Annotated in this window: 10 protein-coding genes; 1 reads left to right on the forward strand and 9 read right to left on the reverse strand. The window is 73.9% G+C overall.

Annotated elements, in window-relative coordinates:
- Window positions 1–2 precede the first annotated feature (2 nt).
- The 6 genes from ACGFR9_RS12285 to ACGFR9_RS12310 form a co-directional block, all read right to left on the reverse strand.
- Window positions 3–4,274, reverse strand: a complete 4,272-nt coding sequence (locus tag ACGFR9_RS12285) for a hypothetical protein (RefSeq protein WP_393206170.1) — start codon at window positions 4,272–4,274, stop codon at window positions 3–5.
- Window positions 4,267–5,376, reverse strand: coding sequence for an effector-associated domain EAD1-containing protein (locus ACGFR9_RS12290; protein ID WP_393206173.1), 1,110 nt, complete (start codon window positions 5,374–5,376; stop codon window positions 4,267–4,269). Before ACGFR9_RS12290 ends, ACGFR9_RS12285 begins: the two co-directional genes overlap by 8 nt.
- A gap of 4 nt (window positions 5,377–5,380) precedes the next feature.
- A complete protein-coding gene (locus ACGFR9_RS12295; protein ID WP_393206176.1) occupies window positions 5,381–6,418 on the reverse strand; it encodes a trypsin-like peptidase domain-containing protein in 1,038 nt (345 codons plus the stop codon).
- Window positions 6,419–6,467: 49 nt separating this feature from the next.
- Window positions 6,468–7,781: an alpha/beta hydrolase gene (locus tag ACGFR9_RS12300; protein ID WP_393206179.1), complete on the reverse strand. Its 1,314-nt coding sequence runs from the start codon at window positions 7,779–7,781 to the stop codon at window positions 6,468–6,470.
- 150 nt (window positions 7,782–7,931) lie between these two features.
- Window positions 7,932–10,541, reverse strand: a complete 2,610-nt coding sequence (locus ACGFR9_RS12305) for a ComEC/Rec2 family competence protein (RefSeq protein WP_393206182.1) — start codon at window positions 10,539–10,541, stop codon at window positions 7,932–7,934.
- On the reverse strand, window positions 10,538–11,377 hold the full coding sequence (locus ACGFR9_RS12310) for a helix-hairpin-helix domain-containing protein (protein ID WP_393206185.1): 840 nt from the start codon (window positions 11,375–11,377) through the stop codon (window positions 10,538–10,540). The genes ACGFR9_RS12305 and ACGFR9_RS12310 overlap by 4 nt, the downstream gene beginning before the upstream one ends.
- A gap of 615 nt (window positions 11,378–11,992) precedes the next feature.
- Here ACGFR9_RS12310 and ACGFR9_RS12315 point away from each other — a divergent pair.
- A complete protein-coding gene (locus tag ACGFR9_RS12315) occupies window positions 11,993–12,151 on the forward strand; it encodes a hypothetical protein (RefSeq protein ID WP_393206188.1) in 159 nt (52 codons plus the stop codon).
- Window positions 12,152–12,276: 125 nt separating this feature from the next.
- Here the strand turns inward: ACGFR9_RS12315 and ACGFR9_RS12320 are convergent, their stop codons facing one another.
- The 3 genes from ACGFR9_RS12320 to leuS form a co-directional block, all read right to left on the reverse strand.
- Window positions 12,277–13,122: a DegV family protein gene (locus tag ACGFR9_RS12320; protein WP_393206191.1), complete on the reverse strand. Its 846-nt coding sequence runs from the start codon at window positions 13,120–13,122 to the stop codon at window positions 12,277–12,279.
- A gap of 83 nt (window positions 13,123–13,205) precedes the next feature.
- Complete coding sequence (locus ACGFR9_RS12325) at window positions 13,206–13,940, reverse strand: hypothetical protein (protein WP_393206194.1); 735 nt, start codon at window positions 13,938–13,940, stop codon at window positions 13,206–13,208.
- Between the two features lie 272 nt (window positions 13,941–14,212).
- On the reverse strand, window positions 14,213–17,086 hold the full coding sequence (gene leuS / locus ACGFR9_RS12330; protein ID WP_393206197.1) for a leucine--tRNA ligase: 2,874 nt from the start codon (window positions 17,084–17,086) through the stop codon (window positions 14,213–14,215).
- Window positions 17,087–17,126 lie beyond the last annotated feature (40 nt).

Below are 17,126 nucleotides of genomic sequence, written 5' to 3' on the forward strand. Positions count from 1 at the left end.
GCTCAGTCCTCCGTCGTCGGGCAGTCGACCGCGACCGCCACGACCAGGGCCGTCGCGGACAGCCCGCCCGCCTGGGCGACGATCCGGTAGAACCCGGGAGCCCTCACGGCGACCCGTGCGTACGTCGTGCCGGGTTCACCCGCCACCGGCGTCAGTTCCAGGCGCTCCACGACCTCGTCCGTCTCGGCGTGCAGCAGCCGGCACACGACGGCACCGGCATGCGCTCCGGTGACCGTCAGGCGCCAGTTCTGCCCGGGGACGACCTCGGGCGGCGCGCTGATCCCGAACGGCGGTGCGGCCACCGCGGTCCCGGTGGTGCCGAGGCCCCATCGCGGGGCGGCGGGGCGCCCGGCTCCGCGGGTGAGCACCTCCTGGACCAGGTTGATCACGGTCGCGCCGGCCGGGAGCGAACTGTGCTGTCCCACCACGGGCAGCCGGGTGACGGCCCAGCCGGGCGACGCGCTGTCCAGCGGCACCAGACCGTCCCCGTCCTCGTCCGCCGGCGCGGTCCACGCCTGCGGGCCGTCGACCGGGCCACCGTACTCGTCCGGCCGGGGGAGGTTCGGGGAGAGCCGTACCTCGCCGTCGGAGACGGTCATGATCCGCGGGGTGGGCTGGGACGTGCCCGCGATGGTGTGCAGCTGCGTCGGCCCCCAGGCGGCCGCCGCGCGTCTGCGGCGCCCTTCCTCGGCTTGCAGGGCGAGCGACTCGTCCCCGCCGATCGTCCCGATGTCCTCGGCCGTGAGCCGGCGCAGGTCTCCGTCGGGGGTGACGACACAGCGTGTGTCGGGCAGCAGGTCGTAGAAGCCCGGCATGGTGCGGGCGGCCTCGCCGAGCTGCCGCAGCCATGAACCGCGCCGGAGTCTGCTGTCCGGACCGAGGAATCCGGCGGCTCCCGGGATGCCGTGGAAGGGGGTGCCGATCGTGATGAGGTCCCGGGTCGCGTCCGCCAGTTCCGGGGACGCCGCCAGCGCGGCCTGGGCGACCAGCCCGCCCATCGAGTGGGCGACCAGCACGAGTTTCGGACGGTCGGCCGACCTCTGGTAGGCGGACGCCCGGCCCGCGGGGTGCTCCCTCCACTCCCCCAGATGCCGCAGCGCGGCCTCGGTGAGACGGCGGGCGGAACTCTCCACCGACAGCCGCCAGTCGTACGGGAACTCCAGTACGGCCTCGTCGTGCAGCACCACGGAACGGACCCCCTTGACGAGGGCGCCGTAGGGCGACAGGCCGCCCAGCAGCGGAAGCCAGGCAAGGCCCTGGAGCAGGGTGGCGGGGCGCATCCGCCCGGGCGCCCCCCGGCGCTCCTCCTCCGTCACCGCCAGCTGCCCCAGATCGCGCATCATGCCCGTGAGGAGGCGCTTGGCGTTGATCCCCCAGACGACCTTGCCGGTGCTCTCGTCCACCAGGGCGCTTCCCGCGAACCCGGGGAGGACGACGACGGCGTCCCCGGTGTAGGGGCGGTCCACCTCGTGCTGGTAGGAGTCGACCAGGGTCCGGTTGAGGTCACCGATGGCGAAGGCCCCACCCATCATGTTCCCGATGGCGGTGCCCCGGCCGACGCTGCTCACACTGACGCTGCCCATGTCCACGGTTCCCCGTGACGCCGTCGGAGCGGCACGCTCCGGAGGTCCGGCGGCCACGGCCCGCCCGCCGTCCGCGACGACGTCCACGGGCCTGGGGTGCGGCGTGGCCACGACCTCGCCGGTCAGGGAGCCGATCCGGGCGGCGTCGGATCCCTCGGTGCCGCCCACCCCGAGCGACCTGGCCGTGTAGGACACCAGCCACGGCATCTCGTCGCCGATCTCGGCGGCCAGTTCGCGGACCAGCAGGGGGTGCCGCCGGAACACTCCCGGGCCGACGGCGGCCACCAGGGCCAGGGTGTCGGCGCGCAGGGAGACCGCCTCCGGCGTGTCGGCGGTGTGCCCACGCCGGTGGCTCCGCAGCTGTGCCGCGGCCACGGACAGCGGCCGGACCCCCATGCCCTGCCCTCCCTCGGCCGTGCGCCGGGCCCGGGCGAGCAGGCCCAGGGCCTCCTCGTAGCGGCCGAGGCCCTCACAGGCGCGGGCCCCCAGAAGGGACAGATCCACGAAGACGACGGGCTCCGCCGCCAGTTCCAGTCCGCGCCCGACGAGTGCGTACGCGTCGGCGGGACGGCGCAGGGCGAGGAAAGCGCGCATGCTGAGCAGGGTCAGGCCGATGTCGTCGGGGACCAGCCGGGGCCGTTCGGCGAGCACCTCGGCCACCCCGTCGGCGACGCCCGCCGCCAGGAGGGCCTTGCCGACCCGGAGTGCCTGACGGCGCCAGGTCTCGTCGTCCGCCCTGGCGCGCAGCTCGGCCGTCGCCGGGTTGCCGAGCTTCTCCGTGAGATAGACCCGGGAGCGCGGGGGCAGTTCCTCCATCGCGCTCTCCAGCAGGGGGCCCGCCTCGTCGATCCAGCGGGAGTCCAGCTTGCGGGTCGGCTGGGCGAGCGACAGCCGGTGGTAGAGCTCCTCCACCCGGTTGGCCACCCGGTCGTCCCCGGTGTCGGGACGGGCGTAGTGGCGTACGGCCCTGCGGTGGATACGGGTCATGACGGACCGCTGGTCGTGGCGGAGCATGGGCAGCATCACCCGGCGGACGTCGCCGCGGTGCACCACGGCGTTCCGGCCGGGCACGTCCTCGACCAGGGTGGCCTCGGCGCGGAACTCGTCGAACAGCGTCCTCGCGCGTACGTCGTCGACCTCGCCGAGCCCGCACGGTTCGGCCAGCACCTCGCGGATGATGTCCGGGCTGAGGACGCGGACGGCGAGTCCGGGGCTCGCGATGCGGCGCAGGTCCGGGTCGGCGAGGTGGTCCAGGAGGCGGCCGTAGAGGACGCCCTGTTTCGTCTCGGCGCCCAGTCTCAGCATGAGGCGGCCGCGCAGGCGCGGGTCGTCGAGGGCGTGGGGGCCCGCCCGGCGTACGAGCGCCGCGGCGAGCTTGAGGTTGAGCGGACTGGTGCCGGCGGTCCGCAGGATGTCCTCGATCTCGCCGCCGCTGTGCGCCGGCGGGACGCCCCCGGTGGCGTTCGTCAGTTCGTGGCGCAGGAACGTCCGGGCGGTCTCGGGGTCGAATCCCTCCAGTTGCAGGGATTCGAAGGGGGCGTCGCCGGTGACGGGGGCGCGTCCCGCGGCCACGACACGCAGGCCGGGGTGGGCGCGGTGCAGCAGGAAGAGGAAGTCGAGCAGGCGTTGTACGGCCACGGGTCCGCTGCGCTGCACCTGTTCGAAGGCGTCCAGGGCGAGCAGCCAGCGTCGGGTGGCGCCGCCGGTGACCGAGGTGACGAGGGCCGCCAGGGCGTCGACCAGGGTGAGTTCGTCGCGCTGGTGGGCGGCGCGCGGGCCCAGATGGGCGTCCTCGGTGCGGGTCAGCCGGTCGGCGGTGAGGGTGCTCTCCAGCTCCCGCTCCAGCTCCCGCGTGTGCTCGGCGAGCGTGGGGTGGAGCAGGCCCAGCTGGCGCACGGCCTCGGCCACCAGGGTCAGCGGCCGTTCGGCGACGAGGTCGTGCCGGTCGAAGGTGAGATACAGGCAGGGGGTCGGGGGTGCGTGTCCGTCGTCGAGGCGGTCCAGGACGAAACGGGCGAGGAGCGTCGACTTGCCCACTCCGCCGGGCCCGTGCACGAACGCCCAGTGGTTCGCGGTGTCACGGCCGCCGTCCGGGGGCTCGTCGAGGAGGGCGCCGAGCCAGGCCAGTTCACCGGCGCGACCGGTGAACCCGGAGTCGACGAGGGCGTGCAGCGGCTGGAGCAGGCGGGCCCGTCCGAGCGCCTGCTCGATGGTGCCGGCGTCCGGCAGGGCGACTCCGTCGAGGGCCAGTCGCGCGCGGGCCCGCGGCGCGTCCTCGAACCAGCCGACCACGGTCAGCGCGGTGTACAGCGCTTCGTAGCTCTGCCCGGCCGGTGACGGTGGACGGCCGTGCAGGAGCAGCCGTTCGGCCCAGGCGCGTGCCGGGTCGTCCTCCGTACCCGGCGCGGCCCTCGCGGCGGCCAGCAGTCTCTCCCGGGTCCGCAGGGCGTCCAGGGTCCGGGCCCGGGGGCCGGCCGACAGGCACCACCGGCGGCCGTGGGAGGTGGTGATACGGGAGCACTCCTCCAGGAGGAAGTCCTGTAACCCGGCGTCGGCGGTGCCGGCCGCGTCGTCCGGCACGGACATGAGGTCGTGCGCGGAGAACGAGCCCAGGAGCGCCGTGCGTTCGCGGAGGTGACGGCGGCCGGGGTCGTCCGGGTCCTCCTGGGGGTCCGACGGGTGCTCAGTCACGCCGGTCACCGCCTCCGGCGTACTGGTCGCGGGCCCAGGAGGCGGCGGCGAGCTGCAGTGCGTCGGTCATCGGCAGGGGTTCGTCGGCGGCGACCCGTCCGCCGCCGGACCGGCTGCTCAGTTCGTCGGCGAGCCGGTCGGCGAGGTCGGGGTCGGTGGGCCGGCCGGTCTCCTTGGCGACGGCGCGCACATAGTCGTGCAGGTCCTTGCCGGTGATGGGGCCGAACTCCTCGTACGCGACATAGGGCTGGAGCTCGGAGGGCAGCCAGCCGTCGTAGGCGAGCAGGACGATACGGAGCCGGTCCGCCATCTCCTCCTCGACGACGGCGGTGACCAGCCGGGTCAGGGCCCTGAGGGCGGGTTCGGTGAAGCGCACCCGCTGCGAGTCGTCGATCACCAGCCAGTGGCCGCTCTGGTCCCGGCTCTCACGCTGCTCCCCGTTCATCAGGTGCTCGATCTGGTGCACCAGACTCCGCGCCTGGCTGTCCTCCGAGGTGTGGTGGTCGATGGAGATGTCCCAGCCGAACAGTTCCCGCAGCGCGTGCCCGATATCCCCCACCTGTGCCGGGGAGTAGTAGTCGCTCATCCGGATACGGCGGCGGTTGACGCGGTGGCTGTCCAGTACGTGGGCGATCAGATACCAGCTGTGCGTCCTGCCGGAGCGGCGCCGGCCCTGCACGGCCAGCACCCGTTTGCCGTCGCCCTGGACCATGTCGTGCAGGGTCCGGCGGAAGGCCAGCCGGTTGAAGAAGGCCCTCCTGCGGTTGTTGACCAGGTAGGCGGAGCAGGGGTCGGCCTCCCGGGGGGAGATCTCCTCCGTCAGCAGGTACTGGAAGACGGGATGGGCGTCGGTGTTGGGGTTCTCGGCGGCCCTCTCCACGAGGGTCCGCAGCCGTCCGGCGTGGGCCGCCTTCTCCAGGGCGTCCGGCCATACGTCGGCCATGCTGGTGTCCCAGCGGACGTCGGCCTCCTGGAGGCCGGCGGCGAGGATGAGCTGGCGTGCGGTGTGCTTGGTGGCGTAGACGGTGCTCAGTGCTTTGAGGAGGTTTCTGGCGCGTTCGTCGTCGAGGTTGAACGCGTGTTCGTCGATCAGGGCGGCCATCGGATCACACCAGCCGCTTCCGCTTGAGGCCCTCGACGACCCGGTCGATCCGCACGCCCTCGTTGCGGTATTCGACCGGCCGCTGGTCACCGGCGTCGATCCGCCGCCAGCGGCGGTGCAGGGCGACCAGGCCCCAGCGTTCGTCGAAGACCGGGGAGCCGGACGAACCCTGCTCCGTGTCGGTCCAGTACTGGAGCACGGTGTCGTCGACATGCCGTACCACGTTGTGCCGGGCGGCGAGTTTCTTCACCCCGCCGTGCGGGTGCTGGATGATGCAGACCCTGTCGTCCACGGACACCGAGACGCTGTCCGGGAGGGCCACCCGCATCGCGTCGTCGGGGAGCCCGGCCCTGCCGCGGACGACGGCCCAGTCCGGGCCGGGTTCGCCGACGGCCGACGCCGGTTCGCAGGTCACGACCCGGTGCTCCCGCGTTCGTCCGTGCAGGTCGGCCTCGTAGCCGAACCAGGCCTCCACCGCGACGGGTCCCTCACCCCGGTCGTCGAAGAGCACGTGGTGGTTGGTCAGCAGCAGATCGTCCGCGATGCGGAACGCGGTCCCGTGGTACTGGGCGCCGTCCGCCGCGGTGACCCGCAGCCGGCACACGGCGGTCGCCAGTTCGGTGCCCCGGCGCAGAAAGACGACGTCCTGCAGCGTGCCGGCGCGGAAGATCCGGCGCTCCTGTTCGTCCGGGTCCGCGAAGTGCGCGAAGTCCGGCGCCTTCGCCGGCCGGTCCGGGGCCGCCACCACGGGGTGCGCGGCGAGGAGTTCCCGCACCCGGTCGCCGACGGCCCGGTCGGGCCCGGAGGTGACGGCCTCCAGCAGGGCCCGTAACCGCTTCTGATTGCTCGCCGTCTCCATCAGGTCGAACCAGACGGTCATCATGGGGCGTTCCCAGTCGACATAGCCGGTCGCCACTTCGGCCCGCTTGGCCAGCTGTTCGGCCGGGGCGGAGCGGGAGTACGCACTGGCCAGCAGGTCGCGCAGTTCCAGAGCGCCCGGCGCGCTCCATTCGAAGGGCACTCTGTCCACGAAGTGGGTCATGGTCCGTCACTCGTTGTCTGTGGTGGGTGGTGGCCGTGGCGGGCCCGGGTCATCCTTTCGGCCCGAACGACCAGTGGACGCCGTCCGGATGCGGTGTGCCGACGAGTCCGTAGCGCTGTTCCGGCCGGTGGCCGTGCCGGAACAGGGCGTGGAGGTCGGCCAGCACCGTGGTGTGGTTGCCCACGTACGAGTGACCGAGGAGGTCGGTGCCGAGCGCGCTGACGTCGATGGTGTCCAGTCCGGGTACGACGATCACCGGGCCGCCGCCCTGCCCGGCGCGCGGGAAGTCCGAGAGCCTGCGGGCCGCGGCGAGGGCGCGGTCCCGGTCCGAGACGTAGAGCGTGCAGGTACGGGCCTGGCCCAGGGCGGCGGGCAGGAGGTCCCGGAACACGTCGCTGTCGACGTCCGGGGCGGCGAACACGACGTGTCCCAGCCGCCCGGCGCCCTCGGTCAGTTTGCTGGTGTCCAGTCCGGCCAGCCCGGCGGTGAGCAGCCGGTTGCCCATGCTGTGGGCGATGATGTGCACCTCCTGGACGCCGGTCCGGGTGAGCAGGTCGCGCAGGAAGGTCCGGAAGTACGGCACGGCCCGGATCGCGGCGTCCCCGTCCGCGGGGTAGTCCAGCACCCCGCCCTTCGACGCCCAGCTGTAGAGCAGGACCACGCCGGTGAAGTTGAGGTCGTAGGCGATCTGGGCGGTCTGCCGGGCGGCGTCGGCGAAGCCGACGTTGTAGCCGTGCACGAACACCAGCGCCTGCCGGTGCGTCCCCTGGTCGAGCCGGGTGCGCACCCGCCGCGCGAAGCCGTCGGCGTCCGCCGGCTCGACGGCGCCGAGCAGCACGTCCCGGGCGGGGTCGGGCCGGAACTGCAGGCGCCACCAGCGGGGTTTGCCCATCGCACCGGCCGGGCGGTCGTCGGGCACGCTCACCGTGGCCTGCCCGAGGGAGAGCGGGCCGCGGGCGGAGCCGTACCCCGACCGGTCGCTCTCCTTCGCGCGGTCGGTGGCGTACAGGACGGGTACCAGCAGCGCGCGCTGGAAAGCGGTCCAGTACGCGGGAGCCGGCGCCGGGCCGAAGCGTTCCCGGCCGTCGGACAGCCGGTCGAGCTCCTCGCCGAGCCAGCTCCCCAGGGGCGGACGGGCCCGGAACGCGTCCTCCACGGAGCGGGCCGCGGTGTCGATGGCGTCGAAGCTCTCCGGCGTCACCCCGGACGCCCGTACCTCCGCCTTTCCGCACGCCTGCTCATAGGCGCGCAGCGCCTCCAGCACCTCGCCCTCGAGGTCGCTCAGTTCCTGCCCGGAAACCTGGCCCAGGACTCTCGGCCAGATGCCCGCCACCGCCTGGTCCAGCGGCCCCCACTCTTCCAATACCCCTCCCCCGGAGCACCGGCGTCCGGCCCCTTCGGTCCGGGCCGCCACAGAGCGCAGTTTACGGGTAGCGGTGCGTCACGCATGCCGGTTCGCCTCAGAGTGAACTCTTCCGATCGACGACCCGCCCGAGCGCGTGCACCGCCCGTCTCACTGTCGCGCCACTCGTATCTCCCTCCTTCCGGCGGCTCTGTTCCCTTCCTCTCCGGCGAGCACGGCGATCGCGCCCTCGCGGTCGGTCCGCAGCACCGTCGCTCCTCCGGCTCGCAGGGCGGCGACCGTGCCCGGTGCGGGGTGCCCGTAGGTGTTGCCCTCGCCGGTGCTGATGAGCGCCAGCCTCGGCGCCGCCCGGCGTATGAGGTCCGGGTCCTGGTATGCCGAGCCGTGATGGGCGACTTTCAGGACGTCCACACCGGTCAGCCGGCGGGCCGTCGGGGATCTCGCCAGGGCCCGCTGGGACGGGGGTTCCAGGTCCCCGAGGAGCAGCAGGCGCAGGCCGGCGGTGCGGACGAGCATGGCGACGCTGGCGTCGTTCGGGCCTTCCGGGGGCGGGGAGGCGGGGGTGGTGGGGGTGGTCGGGACGGCCGGAGTGGGTGGAGCCGCCGGGCCGGCGGGGGCGGGTGGAGCGGTCGGGGGTGGCCAGATCACCTCCCAGGACAGGGTGCCGGTGCGTCGCGCCTCTCCCGCGGCCGCGTGGGTCAGCGGGATCTGCCGGGCGGCGGCGAGTCTGCGGACGGACGCGGCCTGGCCCGCGGGTTCCTCGAAGGCCGTCGTCTCGATGGCGCCGACCGCGCGGCCGCGCAGGACACCGGGCAGGCCCGCCACATGGTCGGCGTGGAAGTGGGTCAGGACGACGAGGGGGACGCGGGTGATCCCGAGATCGCGCAGGCAGTCGTCCACGAGGGCCGGGTCGGGACCCGCGTCCACGACCACTCCGGCGTCCCCGCCCGCCGCCAGGACCATGGCGTCGCCCTGGCCGACATCGCACATCACCAGCCGCCAGCCCGGTGGCGGCCAGCCCGTGAGCGCCCGGGTCAGGGGCCGTGGCTGTACCACCAGGAGCACCAGCAGCAGTGCGCACGCGGCGCACCACCAGGGGTGCCTCAGCAGACGCCGCCCCACGAACAGCCCGGCCAGGGTGACGGCTCCGAGGGCCGCCGCGCCGGACCAGCCGCCGGGCCAGTCCACTCCCGCGCCGGGCAGCGCCGCCCCGGTTCGGGCGACCTGCGCCAGCCACTCGGCCGGCCAGCTCGCGCACCAGGCCAGTGCCTTCGCGGCGGGCATCGCCACCGGCGCCGTGGCCAGGGCCAGGAAGCCGAGGACGGTGGCCGGGGCGAGCGCGAACTCCGCGAGGAGGTTGCACGGGATGGCCACCAGGCTCACCCGCGCCGCCAGCACGGCGACGACCGGCGCGCACAGCGCCTGTGCGGCGCCCGCGGCGGCCAGCGCCTCCGCGAGGCGGGGCGAAAGGCCCCGCCTTCGCAGTCCCGTGCTCCAGCGGGGTCCGAGGGTGAGCAGCGCGCCGGTGGCCAGGACGGAGAGCAGGAAGCCGTAACTGCGGGCCAGCCAGGGGTCGTAGAGCACCAGGAGCAGGACGGCCGTGGCGAGGGCGGGGATCAGTGATCTGCGACGGCCGGTGGCGAGCGCGAGCAGGGCGACGGAGCCGCAGGCGGCGGCCCGCAGCACGCTGGGGTCCGGCCGGCACACCACGACGAAGGCGAGGGAGAGGACCGCGCCCAGCAGCGCCGTGCCCCGCAGGGAGATGCCGAGGCGGGGTGCGAGTCCGCGCCGTTCGGCCCGCTGGGCCAGGCCGGGCGGGCCGAGGAGCAGGGCGAGGAGGATGGTGAAGTTGGCTCCGGAGACGGCGAGTGTGTGGGTGAGGTCGGTCTCCCTGAACGCCTCGTCCAGTTCCGGGGTGACCCTCGCGGTGTCGCCGACGACCAGCCCGGGCAGCAGTGCCCGCGCGTCCGCCGGCAGTCCGTCGGTGGCCTCCCGCAGTCCGGCCCGCAGCCGTCCCGCCAGCCGCTGCGGGCCCGACGGCCGGCCCACGACGTCCGGGCCGCCCCGGCCCTTCACCCGCAGCACGGCGGCGAACCGGTCACCGCCCGCCATCGCCGGGGCGAGCCGTGCCTCGACGCGGAGGCGGGTGGAGGGGAGGAGGGCGAGCCAGGGGGAGTTCTCCTTCGCGGCCGGTGCGGCTTCCCTGGACCCGGACGGGCGCGGGTCGACGATCAGCAGCACGGGTGCGCGGGTCGTCCGCGCCGTGCCGTCGGCCCGCTCCACACGCCGTGCGTCGGCCTCGATCAGTACGGACGTCGGGGCCATGTGGTTGCCGCTGACCCGGGGCCGGGTGAGCCGGGGGTCCGAGGTGATCTCCACCTCGGCGGTCACCCGGGCGTACTCCCGCGCGAGGGCGGGCACGGGGCCCCGGCGGAGATCCGCGCCGTGCAGTCCCGCCGATCCGGCGGCCGCGGCGACGCAGAGCAGCACGGCGGCGACGGCGTGCGCGGTGGCCCGTCGCCGGCCGGCCGGCCCGCCGCGTGCGGCGAGGATGCCGCCGGCCGTCAGCAGGGCGGCGATCACCGTGCCGGCCGCTCTGCCGGGCGGGGCGTGCAGCATCACCGCCGCCGTGGCCCAGGCCGCCAGGGCGGGCGGCACCAGCCTCAGGTCCGTCGGTGCCTCCTGCCGGGGGTGCGCGGCTCCGAGCCGCTTCCCGGAGACGGCGTGAACGCGCAGGCGCGCGGTGGGGGCGCTGTTCACAGCCGTACGAGGGCGCGCAGGTCCGCGAAACGGCGGTCGCCGATGCCGTTCACCTCGCGGAGTTCGTCCACCGAGCGGAAACCGCTGTTCCGGGTGCGGTACTCGACGATGTGCCGGGCGAGCACGGGGCCGACTCCGGGCAGGGCGTCGAGCTGGTCCGGGGTGGCGGTATTGAGGGACACCGGGGTGGCCGGTCCGGCTCCCGCCGCCGTACCCGTCGTACCCGGCGGTCCCGCGCCGCCCCCGGAGGCGGCTGCGGCGGGTGCCTGGCCGCCCACGACCACCTGCTCGCCGTCGACGAGGAAGCGGGCACGGTTCAGGGCGTCGGTCTTGGTGCCGGGCCGTACGCCGCCGGCCGCCCGGAGCGCGTCCTCGACGCGTGAACCGGCGGGCAGCTGATGGATGCCCGGCTCCCGCACCTTGCCGCTGACGTCGACCACGATCTCGGGCGCGGCGGAGGGAGCCCCGGCGGATTTCGCCGCCGTGTCCCCGTGCGGCACCGCCGCCCGTACGACCTCCGGTGCCCGCACGGGCTCGGTCCGGCCGGACCAGAAGTGCTGCACCGCGAACCCCACGGCCAGCACCAGCAGTGCCGACAACGCGACCACGCTGCGCCGCTCCAGCCCACACCGCGCCTGCACCCACACCGGCAACCGCTCCCGCAGGGCAGGCCCCACCCGCCCCCGGCCGGGGAAAGTCCCCGCGGCCTCGCCCACCACCACGCTCACGTCGGCCGGCCGCTGCCGACCCGAGGCCCCCTCGAACACCCCCGCTCCCGCAAGACCGTCCTCGCCCACCACCACGCCCGCGTCGGCCGGCCGCTGCCCAGCACCCACCGCACGATCCCGACCAGCCCGGCACTCCCCGGCAACCGCCCGCCCCAGCCCCGCCGGCCGGTCCGCATCCGCCCGCCGGCCCCTGTCAGGTGCCCGGCCCACACCGGCCGACCTTCCCGCGTGGGCCACCCGGCCCCCGTCCGCCGTCCGGCCCGCACCGCTGCCCGACCACCGCCCCAGAGCCACCGTCCGGCCCGCATCCAGTACCTGGCCCACACCGACCGGCCGCCGCACCTCCGCTGACCGGTCCACGTCCGCCGCCCGATCCACGTCTGCCGCCCGGCCCGCGTCCGAGGCCCGGCCCCCGGCCCTCGGCCGGTCGACCAGCCTCGCGCCTGTCACGGCCACCGGACCCATCGCCGTAGCCGGGTGCTGCCCAGCCGTCGCGCGGGCTGGGGCGCTCATGGGGTCGGAAACGGGCGTTCGGTCCGCGGGGGCCGATCGGTGCATGCCGGGTGGCCGGCCACCGGCCGCCGGATGCACCCCGCCGGGCGGGGCGTCCGGCACCACCCCACGGCCGGCTCCGCTCCCCTGCCCCCCGGGCGCCGTACCGACAGCGTCCGGCCGGGCGAGCGGGCGGAGGGCCGGCCGTGCCCAGCTCGGAGGGCGTCTGCCGTGGCCGGTGTCCTCCCGGTCGTCGTCGAACAGGGAGTGGGCCCGGCGCCGGAGTTCGTGCGCCGCCTCGCGGTGCCGGGCGCGGGGGCGGCGGTGGCGGGCGCGGCCGTCGGAGGCGGGTGGGCGGCCGGGGCCACTGGTCGCCGCCGCCGTGCGTGAGAGTGATCGAAGTGCCATGCCAGGAGGATCCGGCACATCGCCCCACTCGCGATGATCTTGGTTGATTACAGTGGATCAGCGGGTGATTGTGGACAACTCCGTCACCCCCGCGAGTGCCCCACGCCTCACCGGGCCGAGACCACGACCCCCAGCAGTCCGGGCCCCGTATGCGCCCCGATCACCGCGCCCACCTCACTGACGTGCAGGTCCGCCAGTCCCGGCAGCCGGGTCCGCAGCCGGTCCGCGAGGGCCGACGCCCGCTCCTGCGCGGCGAGATGGTGGACCGCGATGTCGACCTCCGCGCCGCCCGCCCGCTCGGCCGCGATCTCCTCCAGGCGGGCGATCGCCCTCGACGCCGTACGCACCTTCTCCAGCGGTTCGATACGCCCGCCCGCCAGCTGCAGCAGCGGCTTGACCGCGAGAGCCGAGCCCAGCAGCGCCTGCGCGGCGCCGATCCGGCCGCCCCGGCGCAGATAGTCGAGCGTGTCGACGTAGAAGTAGGCGGCCGTCCCCGCCGCCCGTTTCTCCGCGGCCGTGACCGCCTCGTCCGCCGTGCCGCCCGCCTCCGCGGTCTCCGCCGCCGCCAGCGCGCAGAAACCGAGGGCCATCGCGATCATGCCGGTGTCCACCACCCGTACCGGTACCGGTGCCTGCCGGGCGGCGACGACCGCCGCGTCGTACGTCCCGGAGAGCTCGGCGGACAGATGCAGCGAGACGATGCCGGTCGCGCCGGACTCGGCGACCCTGCGGTAGGTCTCGGCGAACACCTCGGGGCCGGGCCGGGAGGTCGTGACCGGGCGCCGCTTCTGCAGGGCCTGGGCGAGGGAACGGGTGGAGATCTCGGTGCCCTCTTCGAGCGCGCGGTCGCCGAGGACCACGGTCAGGGGTACCGCCGTGATCTGGTGCCGCTCCATCGTCCGGGCCGGCAGGTAGGCCGTTGAATCGGTGACGATCGCGACATGGCGGGACATGAGCTGGAGGTTACCTGCCGTAGTGCCCGTGCGGCAGCCCGGCCCCGCGGGCCGGGGCGGACGGTGGCCGGATCAGGACCGGCTCATGTCGTGCTCTCGGGGCGGGGCTTCTTCTGCCAGGGGTAGGTGGGGCGCGGCGCAGGCGGGGTGATGGCGGGCCGCGACGGCTCCGGGTCCGTCGCCGAGGCGGTCTCCCGCCAGGTCTGGCCGGTCGTCGGAGTGTCCGCGGCGGGCGCTTCGGGCCAGGGCGGGGGTGCCTGGTCGGGTGCTTCCGTGGTGGTCCAGTGGCGCAGGGCCCCGGCCTCCATGTCGATCTGCTCGCTCAGGGTGTCCAGGTCGTCGGAGGCGAAGCGCCGGGCGCGGTCGCGGGCCGCCCAGCGCAGGGAGTCCGCGGACGCGGCGATGCGCTCGGTACGCTCGCGCAGGTCGGGCAGCCGGGCGGCGAGGGTGGCCCGGTCCGGCTCGGACTCCAGCCGCCTGAGCTCCCCGTCCAGCTCATGGCCGTGCGCGCTGAGCCGCTGGAAGAGGCCGAGGGACTCCTTGAGGGACTCGTCCTCGGCGACGGCGGCCTCCAGGGCGTCCTGGGTGGCTCGCATGGAGGTGCGCAGCTTCAGCCGCAGCTGGGCGATCTCACCGGCGGGGCCGGGCTGGGCGAAGGCCTTGGCCCGCAGGGTGTGCTCCTCGACCGTGCGGCGGGCCTGGGTGAGGTGGCGGTCCGCGCTGCGCTTGGCGGCGCCGACGATCTTCACCGTGGCGTAGACGCCGGCCACCACGAAGAGGACGAAGAGCAGGGCGACCACTGCCAACACCGTCTCCACGAAGTCCTCCTCGGGGCCCGCTCATCTGTTCCGGCGCACAACGCGCCGCTCTTCAACGGTAAACGCAACGGGCAGGCCCGGAGTTCCTGGAGAACCCCGAACCTGCCCGTAGGGGACCACCCGGACCCCGGACGCTCACCTCACGCACTCACCGAACGCACGGGACCGAACGCACACACCGAACGCGCGGAGCCCGGCGAGGAGCGTGAGAGCACACCCGAGGCGGCCACGGACCGAGCGCACGAACCGAGCGCGCTCCCATCCCGCTCGCCTCACGCCGGAACGATGTTCACCAGCTTCGGCGCCCGGACGATCACCTTGCGGATCCCCGCGCCGTCCAGTGCCGCGACGACCCGCTCGTCGGCCAGCGCGGCCTTCTCCAGCTCGTCCTCGGCGATGCCCGGGGACACCTCCAGCCGCGCCTTGACCTTGCCCTTGATCTGCACGACGCAGGTGACGGTCTCGTCGACCACGTACGCCGGGTCGGCGACCGGGAAGTCCCGGTGCACCACGGAGTCCGTGTGTCCCAGCCTGCGCCACAGCTCCTCGGCGATGTGCGGGGCCAGCGGCGCGACCAGCAGCACCAGGGGCTCGGCGACGGAGCGCGGCAGCGCCCCTCCCCGCTTGGTCAGATGGTTGTTCAGCTCGGTGACCTTGGCGATGGCGGTGTTGAAGCGCATGCCCTCCAGGTCACCGCGCACGCCGTCGATCGCCTTGTGCAGGGCGCGCAGCGTCTCCTCGTCGACCTCGTCGGCGTCGACGACGGTCGGCTCGCCGCTCGCCTCGTCGACGACGTTGCGCCACAGCCGCTGCAGCAGCCGGAACTGGCCGACCACCGCGCGGGTGTCCCACGGCCGGGAGACGTCCAGCGGGCCCATGGCCATCTCGTACAGTCGCAGCGTGTCCGCCCCGTACTCGGCGCAGATCTCGTCCGGGGTGACGGCGTTCTTCAGGGACTTGCCCATCTTGCCCAGCAGCCGGGAGACCCGCTCGCCCTGGTACCAGTAGGCGCCGTCGCGCTCCTCCACCTCGGCGGCCGGTACGGCGATGCCGCGGCTGTCGCGGTAGACGTAGGCCTGGATCATGCCCTGGTTGAACAGCTTGTGGAACGGCTCCGCCGACGACACGTGCCCCAGGTCGTACAGCACCTTGGACCAGAAACGGGCGTACAGCAGGTGCAGTACGGCGTGTTCGGCGCCGCCGACGTACAGGTCGACGCCGCCGTGCGGCATACCCTCGCGCGGGCCCATCCAGTACTGCTCGATGGCCGGGTCGACCAGTTTCTCGCTGTTGTGCGGGTCCAGGTAGCGCAGTTCGTACCAGCAGGAACCGGCCCAGTTGGGCATGGTGTTGGTCTCGCGGCGGTACCGGCGCGGACCGCGGCCGTCGCCCAGGTCCAGGGTGACGTGGACCCAGTCGGCGTTGCGGGACAGCGGCGTCTCGGGCTGGGTGTCGGCGTCGTCCGGGTCGAAGGTGCGCGGGCTGTAGTCCTCGACCTCGGGCAGCTCCAGCGGCAGCATCGACTCGGGCAGCGGGTGGGCGATGCCGTCCTCGTCGTAGACGATCGGGAAGGGCTCGCCCCAGTAGCGCTGCCGGCTGAACAGCCAGTCGCGCAGCCGGAAGTTGACGGTGCCGGCGCCGCGGCCCCCGCGCTCCAGCCACTCGGTGATACGGGCCTTGGCCTCGACGACGGGCAGGCCGTCCAGGGTGACCTCGTCGTTGGAGGAGTTGATGATCTTCGCGTCGTACGACGCGAAGGCGTCCTCCCACGTGGAGGTGTCCGTGCCGCGGCCGTCGGTCGGCTCGACGATGCAGCGGACCGGCAGTTCGAAGGCGCGCGCGAACTCGAAGTCGCGCTGGTCGCCCGCCGGTACGGCCATGATCGCGCCGGTGCCGTAGCCCATCAGGACGTAGTCGGCGATGAAGACGGGGACCCGCTCGCCGTTGACCGGGTTGACGGCGTACGCGCCGATGAAGACGCCGGTCTTGTCCTTGGCCTCGGCCTGCCGCTCCACGTCGGACTTCGAGGCGGCCTGCGCGCGGTAGGCGGCGACGGCCTCGGCCGGGGTGGCGTGACCGCCGGTCCACGCCTCGTGGGTGCCCTCGGGCCACTGACCGCCGGTGAACTTCTCGACCAGCGGGTGCTCGGGCGCCAGCACCATGTAGGTGGCGCCGAACAGGGTGTCGGGGCGGGTGGTGAAGACGGTGATGTTCTCGCCGTCGATGGGGAAGTCGACGCGGGCGCCCTCGGAGCGGCCGATCCAGTTGCGCTGCTGCAGCTTGATGGCCTCGGGCCAGTCCAGGGCGTCCAGATCGTCCAGCAGACGGTCGGCGTAAGCGGTGATGCGCATGTTCCACTGGCGCAGCTTGGCCTTGAAGACGGGGAAGTTGCCGCGCTCCGAACGGCCGTCGGCGGTGACCTCCTCGTTGGCCAGCACGGTGCCCAGGCCGGGGCACCAGTTGACCGGCGCGTCGGAGGCGTAGGCCAGGCGGTACTCGCCCAGGACGTCGGCGCGCTCGGCCTCGGTCAGCTCGCTCCAGGGGCGGCCGCCGGGGACGGCGCGCTCACCGGACTCGAAGCGCTCGACCAGCTCGGCGATCGGACGGGCCCGCTTCGCCTCGTCGTCGTACCAGGAGTTGAAGATCTGCAGGAAGATCCACTGGGTCCACTTGTAGTACTCGGGGTCGATCGTGGCGAACGACCGGCGCTTGTCGTGGCCCAGGCCCAGCCGGCGCAGCTGGGACTTCATGTTCTCCATGTTGGCCTCGGTCGACACGCGCGGGTGCGTGCCGGTCTGCACCGCGTACTGCTCGGCGGGCAGGCCGAAGGCGTCGAAGCCCAGGGTGTGCAGGACGTTGTGCCCGGTCATGCGCTGGAAGCGGGCGAAGACGTCGGTGGCGATGTAACCCAGCGGGTGTCCGACGTGCAGTCCCGCACCCGAGGGGTACGGGAACATGTCCATGATGAACTTCTTGGGCCTGGCGGCCGTCTCCGGGTCACCCGACAGATCCCCGCTCGGGTTGGGCGCGGCGTAGGTGCCGTCGGCGTCCCAGAAGTCCTGCCAGCGTGCCTCGATCTCGGCGGCCAGTGCGGCCGTGTAGCGGTGCGGCGCGGCCTCCGCGGCTGCGGGGTTCGTCTCGCTCATGATCCTCAATGCTCCATCGATCGTCTCTGCCTGCTGCTGC

This window comes from Streptomyces sp. NPDC048584 (assembly GCF_043199595.1).
GTDB classification, from domain to species: Bacteria; Actinomycetota; Actinomycetes; order Streptomycetales; family Streptomycetaceae; genus Streptomyces; species Streptomyces edwardsiae.

Coding starts and splice junctions, on each gene's coding strand:
- ACGFR9_RS12290 (WP_393206173.1), bottom strand. CDS start 5,376: ATGGCCGCCCTGATCGACGAACACGCGTTCAACCTCGACGACGAACGC.
- ACGFR9_RS12295 (WP_393206176.1), bottom strand. CDS start 6,418: ATGACCCACTTCGTGGACAGAGTGCCCTTCGAATGGAGCGCGCCGGGC.
- ACGFR9_RS12320 (WP_393206191.1), bottom strand. CDS start 13,122: ATGTCCCGCCATGTCGCGATCGTCACCGATTCAACGGCCTACCTGCCG.
- leuS (WP_393206197.1), bottom strand. CDS start 17,086: ATGAGCGAGACGAACCCCGCAGCCGCGGAGGCCGCGCCGCACCGCTAC.